Source organism: Chromobacterium sinusclupearum (assembly GCF_002902845.1).
GTDB lineage: Bacteria > Pseudomonadota > Gammaproteobacteria > Burkholderiales > Chromobacteriaceae > Chromobacterium > Chromobacterium sinusclupearum.
The window spans coordinates 73,189-86,037 of the sequence record NZ_PPTF01000073.1; the positions used below are offsets into that span (position 1 = coordinate 73,189).

The 12,849-nt window shown below is 66.0% G+C and carries 12 protein-coding genes; 8 read left to right on the forward strand and 4 right to left on the reverse strand.

What is annotated here, in order from left to right; all coding sequences use genetic code 11:
- Positions 1 to 38: 38 nt before the first annotated feature.
- Together C2134_RS15995 and C2134_RS16000 are read right to left on the reverse strand one after the other, a co-directional pair.
- Positions 39 to 563, reverse strand: coding sequence for a response regulator transcription factor (locus C2134_RS15995; RefSeq protein ID WP_103321131.1), 525 nt, complete (start codon positions 561 to 563; stop codon positions 39 to 41).
- Positions 560 to 1,822 (reverse strand): ATP-binding protein, encoded by a 1,263-nt coding sequence (locus tag C2134_RS16000; protein WP_199179961.1) that lies wholly within the window; start codon positions 1,820 to 1,822, stop codon positions 560 to 562. The genes C2134_RS15995 and C2134_RS16000 overlap by 4 nt, the downstream gene beginning before the upstream one ends.
- 116 nt (positions 1,823 to 1,938) lie before the next feature.
- Between C2134_RS16000 and C2134_RS16005 the strand changes: the two genes are divergently transcribed.
- The 5 genes from C2134_RS16005 to C2134_RS16025 all read left to right on the forward strand — a co-directional run bounded on the left by C2134_RS16005 (position 1,939) and on the right by C2134_RS16025 (position 6,945).
- Complete coding sequence (locus tag C2134_RS16005) at positions 1,939 to 3,882, forward strand: TonB-dependent copper receptor (protein ID WP_103321132.1); 1,944 nt, start codon at positions 1,939 to 1,941, stop codon at positions 3,880 to 3,882.
- A 116-nt stretch (positions 3,883 to 3,998) separates the two neighbouring features.
- Positions 3,999 to 4,997 (forward strand): MbnP family copper-binding protein, encoded by a 999-nt coding sequence (locus C2134_RS16010; protein WP_103321133.1) that lies wholly within the window; start codon positions 3,999 to 4,001, stop codon positions 4,995 to 4,997.
- The gene (locus tag C2134_RS16015; RefSeq protein WP_103321134.1) at positions 4,994 to 6,118 is read left to right on the forward strand and encodes a methanobactin export MATE transporter MbnM; all 1,125 of its coding nucleotides are present in this window, start codon (positions 4,994 to 4,996) and stop codon (positions 6,116 to 6,118) included. Before C2134_RS16010 ends, C2134_RS16015 begins: the two co-directional genes overlap by 4 nt.
- A gap of 67 nt (positions 6,119 to 6,185) precedes the next feature.
- On the forward strand, positions 6,186 to 6,581 hold the full coding sequence (locus C2134_RS16020) for a hypothetical protein (protein ID WP_103321135.1): 396 nt from the start codon (positions 6,186 to 6,188) through the stop codon (positions 6,579 to 6,581).
- 22 nt (positions 6,582 to 6,603) lie between these two features.
- Positions 6,604 to 6,945 carry a 5-carboxymethyl-2-hydroxymuconate Delta-isomerase gene (locus C2134_RS16025; RefSeq protein ID WP_103321136.1) on the forward strand — a complete coding sequence of 114 codons (342 nt, stop codon included), beginning with the start codon at positions 6,604 to 6,606 and terminating at the stop codon, positions 6,943 to 6,945.
- 129 nt (positions 6,946 to 7,074) lie between these two features.
- Here the strand turns inward: C2134_RS16025 and C2134_RS16030 are convergent, their stop codons facing one another.
- Both C2134_RS16030 and C2134_RS16035 read right to left on the reverse strand, forming a co-directional pair.
- Complete coding sequence (locus C2134_RS16030; RefSeq protein WP_103321137.1) at positions 7,075 to 8,424, reverse strand: ATP-binding protein; 1,350 nt, start codon at positions 8,422 to 8,424, stop codon at positions 7,075 to 7,077.
- Positions 8,421 to 9,083, reverse strand: coding sequence for a response regulator (locus C2134_RS16035; RefSeq protein ID WP_103321138.1), 663 nt, complete (start codon positions 9,081 to 9,083; stop codon positions 8,421 to 8,423). The genes C2134_RS16030 and C2134_RS16035 overlap by 4 nt, the downstream gene beginning before the upstream one ends.
- Before the next feature lie 211 nt (positions 9,084 to 9,294).
- On the opposite strand from C2134_RS16035, the gene C2134_RS16040 reads away from it, so the two are divergent.
- From C2134_RS16040 to C2134_RS16050, 3 genes are all read left to right on the forward strand, one after another.
- A complete protein-coding gene (locus C2134_RS16040; RefSeq protein WP_103321139.1) occupies positions 9,295 to 10,131 on the forward strand; it encodes a UDP-2,3-diacylglucosamine diphosphatase in 837 nt (278 codons plus the stop codon).
- Positions 10,119 to 11,153: a glycosyltransferase family 4 protein gene (locus C2134_RS16045; RefSeq protein ID WP_103321140.1), complete on the forward strand. Its 1,035-nt coding sequence runs from the start codon at positions 10,119 to 10,121 to the stop codon at positions 11,151 to 11,153. The genes C2134_RS16040 and C2134_RS16045 overlap by 13 nt, the downstream gene beginning before the upstream one ends.
- A gap of 853 nt (positions 11,154 to 12,006) precedes the next feature.
- Positions 12,007 to 12,789, forward strand: coding sequence for a ferredoxin--NADP reductase (locus C2134_RS16050; protein WP_103321141.1), 783 nt, complete (start codon positions 12,007 to 12,009; stop codon positions 12,787 to 12,789).
- The last annotated feature ends 60 nt before the right edge of the window (positions 12,790 to 12,849 follow it).

The window sequence follows — 12,849 nt, forward strand, 5'->3', positions numbered from 1 at the left end:
GCCATCGTCCGATTTATATAATCGTCATGATCCTTGGTTCAGTTTTTGACCGGCTTCTTGGCCAGCATGCGCTGCAGAGTGCGGCGATGCATGTTCAGCGCGCGCGCGGTGGCGGAGATATTGCCGTCGTGCTCGGCCAGCACGCGCTGCAAATGCTCCCAGGTAACGCGCCGCAGCGACATCGGCTGCGGCGACACCGGCAGCTCCGGATTGGCCGCCTGCTGGGCGAAGGCCGCCAGAATCTCGTCCACGCCGGCCGGCTTGCCCAGGTACTGCACCGCGCCCAGCTTGGTGGCTTCGACGGCGGTGGCGATGCTGGCGTAGCCGGTCAGCACCACGATGGCGCTGTCCGGGCTGGCCTCGCGCAGCGCCGGCAGCAGCCTGAGGCCGCTGTCGCCGTCCAGATTCAGGTCCAGCAGGATGCGGGCCGGCCGCTGGGCCGCTCGCGCCAGCGCCTGCACCGCGTCGCGCGCCCATACCGCCGCGTAACCGCGCCGGCTCAGCGAGCGCATCAGCACCATGGCGAAGGCTTCGTCATCATCGATCAACAGAAAATCGCTCACGTTTTTTCCTCCAGCGCCAAAGGCAGCGTGATGCGCGCGTGCACTCCGCCCTCGGCGCGATTGTCCAGGCTCAACGTGCCGCCCAGACGCGCCAAGGTGGCGTGGCTGAGCATCATGCCCAGCCCCAGCCCGGCAGGCTTGGCCGACTCCAGCGGCGCCAGGCCGGCGCGGGCCAATTGCGCCTCGCTCAGGCAGCCCTGGCGGTTGATGATGTCCAGCAGCAGGCAGCCCTGGCGCAGCTGCGCCGCCACCGTCACCTCGCCGCCGCCGGCCTCCGCCGCGTTATTGACCAGATTGAACAGCGCCGGCCAGAACGCGGCATCCAGCGCCACCCGCGGATCGTCGCCGTCCGGCGCCTGCCAATCCAGCTTGACGTCGGGCCGCAGGCTGCGCCAGCCATCCAGCCGCTCCGCCAGCGCGGCGAACAGCGGCTGCCGCCCCGGACTGGGTTCGGAACCATGCTTGAGCCGGGACAGCGTGCCGCGGCAGCTGGCCAGTTGCGCCCGCATCAGCTGCAGATCCTGCGACAGCGCGGCGTCGTCGGCGCGTTCGCTGATCAGTTCGTCCACCAGCAGCGTCAGCGTATTCAGCGGCGTGGACAAGGAATGGGCGGCGCCGGCCGCCTGCATGCCCACCGCCAGCAATTGCTCATCGCGCAGCTGCGTTTCCCGCGCCTGCGCCAGCGCATCGCCCTGATGCCGCAGCTGGCGGGCCAGCCAGGACACGAAGCCCGCGATCAACAGCGCGGACAGCGCGAAGGAAATCCACATCCCGGCCAGGTGCAGATTGAAAGCATAGGCGGCGTTGCCGCCGTTCAGCGGCCAGTCCAGATGCCACTGGAACAGCAAGCCGTAGGCGGCCACGCTGAGGATGGCCAGCAACCAGGCGAACCAGCCCGGCGACAGCAGCGCGGCGAACAACACCGGCGGCAGATACAGCGAGGCCAAGGGATTGGCTGCGCCGCCGCTGAAAGCCAACAGCTCGGTCAGCACCAGCACGTCGGCCAGCAGGCCCAGCCGCAGCGCCTGCTCGGCCGACACCTCCCAATCCGGCAGCCGCGGCAGCGCCAGATTGACCAGCGTCAGCGTCGCCAGCGCCTGCATGATCAGCAACCACGGCAAGGCTACGTCCAGCAGCGCGCAGCAGGCCGCCAGCCCGGAGGCGAGCGACAGCATCATCCAGCGCAGGCGGCAGACCCGGCGGCTGGTTTGGCGCGGATCGATGGCCTGCTCCGGCTCCCATATCGCATTCCATTTCATGCCGCCACTTTACACCATGCCGCTGGCGCGGCGCGCTGCGACAATATGCCGCATTCCGGGCGGGAACGGTTTCCAATAGCATCGCCGCAAAATTCAAAAACCGTTTGGCTCCCGTGATGCTCAATAAAATCCTGCTTCCCGTGCCTTTGGCGCTGGCGGTTGGCCACGCCTTTGCCGCCGATCTGCCTGTCTTCCACGCCGACACCATCGTCGTCACCGCCGTCAAAACCGAACAGCCATTGCGGGTGGAAACCGACCCGCGCGCGCCGCGCCAACCGGTGCCGGCCGGCGACGGCGCCGACCTCCTGAAAACCATTCCCGGCTTCGACGTGGTGCGCAAAGGCGGCAGCTCCGGCGACCCGCTGCTGCGCGGCCTGGGCGGCTCGCGGCTGAACATCCTGGCCAATGGCGGCTTCGTCTACGGCGGCTGCCCGGGCCGGATGGACCCGCCCACCGCCTACCTGTTTCCCGACGCCTACGACAAACTGGTGGTGATCAAGGGGCCGCAGTCGGTCAAATACGGCGGCGCGCTGATCAGCGGCGCGGTCAGCTTCGAGCGCAAAACCAAGCCCTTCGACGAGCCGGGCCTGCGCTTCGACGGCAGCCTGCTGGCCGGCAGCGCCGACCGCCAGGACGCCTACGCCGACCTGACGCTGGGCGGCGCGCTGGGCTATCTGCGCCTGATCGACGCCCACAACGAGGCCAGCGATTACCGCGACGGCAACGGCCAGAAAGTGCACTCGGCCTACCAGCGCGACAGCCAGAGCCTCATCGCCGGCTTCACGCCCACGCGCGACACCACCATCGAGCTGTCCGGCGACTTCGGCCGCGGCCACGCCGCCTATGCCGATCGCGGCATGGACGGCAGCCAGTTCGACCGCAGCGCCTGGGGCGTCAAGGCGGAACAACGCAATCTCGCGCCGTGGCTGGACGCGGTGAGGCTGGCCGCCAACCACAGCTACGCCGACCACGTGATGGACAATTACTCGCTGCGGCCGCTGCCCCCCGGCAAACCGGCTAGCGCCAGCAATCCGGATCGCACCACCGACGCCGCCAAGCTGGAGGCCGACCTGGCCTTGGCAGATATCGAGCTGACCGCCGGCGCCGACTGGCAGAACGACCGCCACACCAGCCGCTTCGGCGGACGGGACTACGCCAGCCTGCCGCGGACTCCCGACCAGCATCTGAGGCGCGCCGGCATCTATGTGGAAGGCAGCAAACCCCTGGGCGGCGGCAAGCTCATCGCCGGCTGGCGCCACGACCGGGCTCGCGCTTATTACGACGCTACGGCGACCCAAGGCGAGCAGCTGCAGGATTACCGCCTCTATAGCGGCTTCGCCCGTTACGAATACAAACTGGGGAGCTGGACGCCGTATGCCGGCATCGGCGTCGCCGAACGCGCGCCCGATTACTGGGAACGCGCCAAGGTCAGCGCCAACCGCACCGTGCTGCAGCCGGAACGCAATACCCAGCTGGACCTGGGCACGCTATACCAGGGCGAGCAGGTCAAGGGTTCGCTGTCGGCCTACCTGAGCCGCATCGACGACTTCCTGCTGATCGACACCAAGGCCAGCCAGCAGACCCGCAATATCCAGGCTTACCGCTACGGCTTCGAAGCCGACGCCGCCTGGCAGTTCGCGCCGCAGTGGCAGCTGTCCGGCAGCGCCGCCTACAGCTGGGCCGCCAACGCCACCGACGACAAGCCGCTGGCGCAGACGCCGCCGCTGACCGCCACCGTCAGCCTGGCCTGGGACAACCAGACCTGGGCCGGGGCCGCCGTATGGCGCGTGGCAGCGGGCCAGGACCGCTACGCCATCGGCCAGGGCAATATCGCCGGCCAGGACATCGGCCCGACGCCAGGCTTCGCCACCCTGTCGCTGAACGGCGGCTGGCGCGTCAGCAAGGCCATCAAGCTGACCGCCGGCATCGACAACCTGTTCAACCGCGCCTACGCCGAGCACGTCAGCAAAGGCGGCGCCGACGTCATCGGCTATGACCGCACCCTGCGCGTCAATGAGCCTGGCCGCACGCTGTGGATGAAGCTGCAGGCGCATTGGTAAGACAACCGTAGGGCGGAAGCCCGGCTTAGCCGGGCGTTCCGCCGTGCCTGGCGGCACTGCCGAGGTACGACAAACCGTGGCGGCGGATTGATTTCATAAAAAAATGGAGAACCGTGATGAAGACATTTTGGATGCTCGCGCCCGCGCTATGCCTGAGCCTGGCCGGCTGCCTGGGCGGCGGCGTATCAAGCAGCGAAAGCCCCGCGCCGACGCAAAATGAAGGCTATGGCGGCGGCGCCACCACCGTCCATTTCGCGCTGAAGTCCGGCAATCAACCGGCGACGTGCGGCAGCAAGCTGAGCAATATCGGCAGCAGCCATGCCAATGCCCAACTGACCGAAGGCATGATGTATGTGCACGATGTGGCGCTGATCACGGACCAAGGCCAGGAAGTGCCGCTGCAGCTGGACCAGGCCAATAAATGGCAGTTCCTGAACCTGGCCCTGCTGGACTTTGCCGGCGGCAGCTGCAAGCAGCCGAATGTGGACGACAACCAGCCGCTGGACGGCAGCAACAGCGACGTGGTGGGCACCGCCCCGGCCGGCAACTACACCGGCCTGAGTTTCAAGGTGGGCGTGCCGATCTCCGCCAAGAACGCCCAAGGCAAGGAAGTGGGCTTGAACCACCAGCCGGCGCACAGCCCGCCGCACCCGATACTCGGCGTGTACTGGCTGATGTGGGAATGGCAATCCGGCCATCGCTTCATGCGGGTAGACCTGGCGCCGGACGGCGGCGTCAAGCGCCAGGACGGCAGCGGCGATCCGAAGTGGTCTTTCCACCTCGGCTCCACCGATTGCAAGCCGGACCGCAACATCGCCGGCGGCTACCGCTGCGGCAAGCCCAATCGCTTCAAGGTGATGTTCGACCGCTTCGATCCGAAATCGGACCGCGTGGTGCTGGATGTGCAAGCGCTGTTCGCCGGCAACGACATCACCCGCGACGACAGCGCCGATTTCGGCTGCAAATCCAATGTCACCGACGCCGAATGCCAACCCATCTTCGACCGCCTGGGCCTGCGGCTGAACGAAAGCCAGCCGGGCGCCAACGACGGCGGCCAGCCGCTGGACGATGGCCGCCATTCCCGCGTGTTCCGGCTGGAGAAAATCGCCTCATGAGGCCGCTCGCCGCGCTGGCGCTGGCCGGACTGCTGACGGCATGCGGGCGGGAAAGTCCGCCGCCGGCCCCGGTCGGAGATTGGCATTGGACGCTGCCGGCCGGCGTGGCTCCGCCGCCGGTGCCGGCCGACAATCCTATGAGCCAGGCCAAGTTCGAGCTCGGCCGCCGCCTGTTCTACGACAAGCGGCTGTCCGGCAACGGCAGCATCAGCTGCGCCAGCTGCCATCCGCAGGACAAGGCCTTCAGCGACAGCGTGGCGCGGTCGCTGGGCAGCACCGGCGAGCGCACGCTGCGCAATGCCCAGCCGCTGGCCAATGTCGCCTGGCGCAAAAGCTATACCTGGGCCAATTATTCGCTGACCACGCTGGAGCGGCAGATGGACGGGCCGCTGTTCCGCACCGATCCGGTGGAAATGGGCATCAACGACGGCAATCTGCCGACGGTGCTGGCCAGGCTCCGCGCCGATCCCGTGTACCAGCGGGAATTCGCCCGCGTCTTTCCCGCAGAGGCGCAGCCGCTTTCGCTGGCCAATATCGTCAAGGCCATCGCCACGTTCGAACGCGGCATCGTCTCGTTCGACTCGCGCTACGACCGTTACCAGGCCGGCCGGGCCGTGCTGTCCGCCGCCGAGCTGCGCGGCCTGAAACTGTTCCGCTCGGAACAAGCCCAGTGCCTGCGCTGCCATGGCAGCCCGGATTTCGACGACCAGATGGCAGGCCATAGCGACGGCCTGCCCTTCCACAACATCGGCCTCTACAACACGGATGGCAAAGGCGGCTATCCGTTTCCCAACCGCGGCGCGCTGGAGCTGAGCGGCCAGCCTGCCGACATGGGCCGCTTCCGCAGCCCCAGCCTGCGCAATGTCGCCCTCACCGCGCCGTATATGCACGACGGCAGCGTGGCGACGCTGGAAGAAGCGGTGCGCATCCACGCCGAGCATGGCCGCCGCGACGCGAAAAGCGGCGACGGCCGGCGCAACCCGTGGAAAGACGCCGCCATCGACCGCATCCGGCTGAGCGCGGCGGAGCAGGCCGACATCGTCGCCTTCCTGAAAACCCTGACCGACGACACGCTGATCCGCGATCCGCGCCTGGCCGACCCGTTCGCCGCGCGCCGATGATGGCTACACTCGTCGCCAGCCGGCCAGTCTGCTACGCTGTCTGCCTTTAGCCCTGTGTCGAAAGCGGATGAAGACTCCCTATCTGAAAATCCTGGCCTGCGGCCTGACGCTGTTCATCCTGCTCGGGCCGCTGGTGGCGCTCTTGGCCAGCGGCGTGGTGCCGATGATGGCCTACCTGATGGGCGCGGTGCCGGCACTGATCTTCGGCCTGCTGCTGTGCCTGTTGCGCATCATCCTGGCCGGACCGGTGGCGCGCTGGCAGCGGCAGTGGCCGGCCTGGCTGCTGCTGCTGGTCGCCTTCATGCCGGGCGCCTTCAGCGGCAGCGTGATCACGCTGCTGTACGCCAGGGTGGCGGAGCCGCTGCTGTATAACGACTGGATGACCATCTACCTGGGCGCGATGGCCGGCGGCGTGTGCAACGCGCTGTTCTGGCGCATGCGCTTCGGCGTGAACGCCGACTGATCCACTTCACGGAATACTCAAGATGCCCCATTGCGTCATCGAATGCTCAGCCGACCTGGCCCGCCATCCCGCCGTCGAACAGCTGGTCCAGGCTGTCCATGACGCGGCCAACCGTAGCGGGCTGTTCCAAACCGCCGACATCAAGACCCGGCTGCTAGCATCGCCGCACTATCTGGTCGGCGGCGCCAAGGCGGACTTTGTCCATCTCTCCTGCCTGATTCTTGAAGGCCGCAACGATGAACAGAAAGGTCGGCTGGCCGATGCGCTGGTGCGCGCCGCCAGCGCCGTGCTGCCGGAGGTCGCCGCCATCAGCTGCGAGGTGCGGGACATGGACCCGGCCGCCTACGCCAAGCGAGCGGGCTGACTCGCTGACAAAAAAGAAGCCCGCCGGTCAAAGCGGGCTTGCAACCTTTGTCTGCCCAGCACCTGTCGCGCCGGGATATTCACAGCATAAACCAGCATCCTGCCGGCGGCCTGCGGCAGATTGTCGCAGTCACGCCGTCCGCTCCAGCCTCGCCTCCAGGCCGCCCTCGGGCCGGTTGCGCAACACCAGCCGCAAGCCGTGCAGCTCGGCGATGCGTTCGACAATGGACAGGCCCAGCCCGCTGCCGGCCTGCTGCTGGCCCGGCGGGCGGAAGAAACGCTCGCGCACCCGCGCAAGCCACTGCGGCGGGATGCCCGGCCCCTGATCCAGCACGCTGACCGCGTCCTGCTCCAGCCTCACCGTCACCACGCCATCGGCCGGCCCATAACGGCAGGCGTTTTCCAGCAGATTGCGCAACATCAGCCCCAGCAAGGCCTCGTCGCCAAACAGCGGCAGCGCCGCCTCCGGCGCGCAACGCCAGTCCAGCTGCCACTCCACCTGCTCGGCCAGCGGCGACAGCTCCGCCAGCATATGCTCAATCAAGCGCTGCCAATCCAGCCGGGCCCGCTGCTGCGGCTGTTGCAGCGGGTCGAGCCGCGACAGGGCCAGCAGTTGCTCCACCAAACGGCCGGCGCGCGCAATGCCCAGCTGCAGCTGGGCCAGGGCATGGCGGCGGCCGGCATCGTCCGGCATCAATTCCAGCACTTCCGCCTGGACACGCAGCGCCGCCAGCGGCGTGCGCAGCTCATGCGCGGCATCAGCGGTGAATCGCCGCTCGTGCTCCAGCATCTGCCCCATGCGGCCAAACAGCGCGTTCAGCGAACGCAGCAAGGGCTGCACTTCCTGCGGCACGTCGGCGCTGACCGGGCTGTTGTCGTCCGGCGCGCGCGCGGCGATGACGGCGGCCAGCTTGCGCAAGGGCGCCAGCTCGCGCCGCAGCGCGAACAGGATGGCCAGCAGCATCAAGGGCAGGCCGATCAGCCATGGCAGCAACTGCGCCGTGACCACGCTCCACACCATTTCCTGCCGCAGGCCGAGCTTCTGGCCCACCGCGACCTGCCGGGTTCCATCGGCGGACAACAGATACAGCATCCGCCAGTCATGATGCCGGTCCTTTCCGGGCTCATCGTAGAAGCCGCGCCGGCTGGGCTGATAATCGAAGCGGCGGCCGCGGCCGTCGCACAACAGCCGGTTGCCCTGGCGGTCCCATACCGCCAAACCCAGATCGCCATTGTCCATCCGCCCCGCGTCGGCGCCATGCAGCAAGTGCTTCAGCTTGGGCGTGTCGTCCGGCACCGCATCATGCACATCGATGGCCAGCAATTGGCGGGCGAACTGCGCCATCTGGGTATCGAACAATTCATCGACCTCGCGCTGAGCCAGCCAGACCGCGGCGGCCGACGCCGCCAGCCAGGTGGCCGGCACGATCAGCAGCAGCACCAGCAATAGCCTGGCCTGCAGGCTGACCGGCCGCCTCACGCCGGCTCTCCCAGCGTATAACCGATGCCGCGCAGCGTGCGGATGAAACCGGCGCCGAGCTTCTTGCGCAGGTGATGGACATGCACTTCCAGCGCATTGCTTTCCAGCTCCTGCCCCCAGCCGTACAACTTTTCCTCTATCCGCTCGCGCGGCAGCACGCGCCCTCTGTTGCAAAGCAGCAACTCCAGCAAGGCCAATTCCCGTGCCGTCAGCTCCAGCGGCGCGCCGTCCAGCGTCGCCACGCGGCCGACCGGGTCCAGCGTGAGCCGGCCATGGCTCAACAGCGGCTGGCTCATGCCTTGGCGCCGTCTATGCAGGGCGCGCAGCCTGGCCGCCACTTCGGCCAAAGCGAAGGGCTTGGCCAGATAGTCGTCGGCGCCGGCGTCCAGCCCACCGACACGGTCCGCCAGCGCATCGCGCGCAGTCAGCACCAGCACCGGCAGATCGCTGCCCTGGCGCCGCCACGCGGCCAGAATGGCCATGCCGTCCAGGCCGGGCAAACCCAGGTCCAGCACAGCGGCGTCGTATGGCGCGGCGGACAGCGCATCGCGCGCCTGCAAGCCATCCTGCAGCCAATCCACCACAAAGCCGAGCTGCCGCAAGCCCATGCGCAAGCCGTCGCCAATCTGGCCGTCGTCCTCCACCAGCAGTATCCGCATCGCTCCTCCCCGTATCGCCCTTCTTATCTCACCGCCAGCTTAAATGATGCTTAAACGCGGCCAACAACCTTGCCGACGGCGCGCGGCGCGCCGGGCAAACCAAGGATACGCCGCCGCCGTCCCAGCGCTTCACATGCTTGTCAACAAAGTCTCATTTGCCTGTCACTTCATCATTGCAGCATGGATTATCACCTAGGCCCACGGACTTGCCATGCAGCCAGACCCCGCTTCCGACGCCCCCCGCCGCCTGCGCAGCATCTGGATTTCCGATGTCCATCTCGGCACCGCGGGCTGCCGGGCGGACCACCTGCTCGACTTCCTGCGCGGACACGAATCCGACTATCTGTATCTGGTCGGCGACATCGTGGATGGTTGGCAACTGAAAAAATCCTGGTACTGGAAGCAAAGCCACAACGACGTGGTGCAAAAGCTGCTGCGCAAGGCGCGCAAGGGCTGCCAGGTGATCTACGTTCCCGGCAACCACGACGAGGCCGCGCGCCAATACTGCGGGCTGGACTTCGGCGGCATCGCCATCCGCCATGAGGCCGAGCACATCACCGCCGACGGCCGGCGGCTGCTGGTGCTGCATGGCGACGAATTCGACGGCGTGATCCAGTACGCCAAATGGCTGGCCTATCTGGGCGACAACCTCTACACGCTGATCCTGGAGCTGAACCGCGGCTTCAACTGGGTGCGCACCCGGCTGGGCCTGCCGTATTGGTCGCTGTCGCAGTACCTGAAGCACAAGGTGAAAAACGCGGTCAACTTCATCAGCCAGTTCGAAAGCATTGTCGCCGGCGAGGCCAGGCGGCGCGGCTTCGATGGCGTGGTGTGCGGCCACATTCACAAGCCGGAAGTGCGGATGATAGACGGCATCCTGTACGGCAACTGCGGCGACTGGGTGGAAAGCCTGTCGGCGCTGGTTGAACATCCGGACGGCACTCTGCAAGTGTTGCACTGGACCGCGCTGGCCTCGCCTAAAACGGCCCCGCAGGAAGACATCGCCCCGCCCACCATCGCCACGGAGGAATCCTCATGCGCATCATGATCATCACCGACGCCTGGAAGCCGCAGGTCAACGGCGTAGTCCGCTCGCTGACCGAAACCGTGCGCGAGCTGGACGGTTTCGGCCATCAGATCAATATGATCACGCCGCTGGAGTTCCGCACTCTGCCCTGCCCCACTTACCCGGACATCCGCTTGTCGCTGCTGCCCTACCGCCAGGTGGCGCATCGCATCGCCGGCTTCGCCCCCGACGCCATACACATCGCCACCGAAGGACCGCTGGGCCTGGCCGCCCGCCGCTTCTGCCTGCGCGAAGGCCTGGCCTTCACCACCGCCTATCACACCCGGTTCCCGGAATACATCCACGCGCGCTGCCGTCTGCCGCTGCCGATCAGCTATGCCTGGATGCGGCGCTTCCACGGCGCCTCGCAAGCGGTGATGGTGCCCACCCGCTCCATCGCCAACGATCTGGAAGCGCGCGGCTTTGACAACGTCAAGCTGTGGAGCCGCGGCGTCGACACCGAGATGTTCAGCCCGGGCGAGCGCCAGCGGCTGGATGAATCCATTCCGCCGCGCTTCGTCTACATTGGCCGGGTGGCGGTGGAAAAGAATATCGAGGCCTTCCTCAAACTGGACCTGCCCGGCTGCAAATGGGTGGTCGGCGATGGCCCGTTGCTGCCCAGGCTGAAGCAGCAGTACCCGGACGTGCACTTCGCCGGCGTTTTTCCGCAGAACGAGCTGGCGCGCTTCTACCGCGCCGCCGACGTATTCGTGTTTCCCAGCCTGACCGACACCTTCGGACTGGTGCTGCTGGAGGCGATGGCCTGCGGGACGCCGGTGGCCGCCTTCCCGGTGGCCGGCCCGCTGGATGTGGTCGGCGATTCCGGCGCCGGCGTGCTGGATTGGGATTTGCGCGCGGGCTGCCTGCAGGCGCTGGAGATTGACCGCGAGCATGTGCGCCGCGTCGCCGAAGGCTATTCCTGGCAGGCGGCCAGCCGCCAGTTCGAATCGCATCTGCGGCCCAACCCGGTCACCGCCGCCACGGTCAGCCCGGCGCTGGATTGACGCTTTCCATAAGAAATACTTGCTTCACAATCTGTAAGCACTATATTGATAAAGTCGCAGCAATAGGGAGGAGATAGGATGAGTCAGACGTTGACCACCGGCAACCTTACTCTCGATTCGGCATTGCGACTGCGCCCGAACCCATAGCGCCAGTCAGCACCGTAAGGTGCCTGCAGTGCCCCAAACAGCGTCCAAGACGGATGCACGGTATGATCCAGAGGCCGCCGGCCGGCCATACATGACGTAGAGATACCACAGCTGAAGACGGACAACAGAGATGATCCCCGCGGGAAGCCTTTTCCCGTATTCGCACCCGTGACAGGGCGCAGGATGTGCCGGCAGTAGAGTATCGAAAAGCGCAACAGCACCGGCAATCTGCAAGTTTCCTTCCAAGCGGCGCGCGCGTAGAGCGCATGCCGTAGTGACTCTAGTAGGGTTCGCGTCCGGAACCGCAAGTTTTAAGCCGAGCGCGAAATCGATGTTTCGTCCCCGTCGTCATCCGGAGGGCGTCCCAACACCGGGACGCCCTCTGCCTTTATGAAAAATTCATTACAATGACACTGATCTAAATAACGGTTAGTGCTAAAAAAATCAGCAAACGATCTTCCACCATGGCCAGTCCGTCCGGTACCATGCGACAGTCGCGTCCTGCCGTCTGGCAGAGCGATGCCATCACGATCGCGTCTCGGCAGCCGCCTTGGCGTCATCCCAAGCACAACCGGCCCGCGTGAGCACGTCTCGCGCCGCCATACAACGCCCGAAGCCGCAGGAACTGAGCAGGGGAACGGCAAACGGGTTAAAATCCTTGCAACGCAACATGATTCCGATCTTTATTGAGTGAGCTGCGCGACATATGTCTTCTCCCAATCTGACCGCTGAAAAAGTCCTGTCCGTCCACCACTGGAACGACACGCTGTTCAGCTTCACCTGCACCCGCGACGCGGGTTTGCGCTTCATCAACGGCCAGTTCGTGATGATAGGCCTGGAAGTCAACGGCAAGCCGCTGATGCGCGCCTACTCCATCGTCAGCTCCAACTACGAGGAGCACCTGGAGTTCTACAGCATCAAGGTGCAGGATGGTCCTCTGACTTCCAAACTACAGCACCTGCAGGTTGGCGATACCGTGCTGATCAGCAAGAAGCCCACCGGCACCCTGGTGCAGGACAACCTGCTGCCGGGCAAGAACCTGTATCTGCTGTCCACCGGCACCGGCCTCGCCCCGTTCATGTCCATCATCAAGGACCCGGACGTGTACGAGCGTTACGACAAAGTGATCCTGACCCACGGCGTGCGCTGGGTCAGCGAACTGGGTTACCACGACTACATCACCAAGGAACTGCCGGAAAACGAGTTCTTCGGCGATATGGTCAAGGAAAAGCTGATCTACTACCCGACCGTCACCCGCGAGCCGTTCCGCAATCAGGGCCGCCTGACCGACCTGATCACCAACGGCAAGCTGTGCGCCGACATCGGCCTGCCTCAGCTGAATCCGGAACACGACCGCGTGCTGATCTGCGGCAGCCCGAGCATGCTGCATGACCTGTGCGAAATCCTGAACGGCATGGGTTTCAAGGAATCGCCGCGCATGGGCGATCCCGCCGATTACGCGATCGAGCGCGCCTTCGTCGAGAAGTAATCATCCGCCCCGCGCGGAATGCAAACAGCCCCGCAGGCTTGCGCCGCGGGGCTGTTTCTT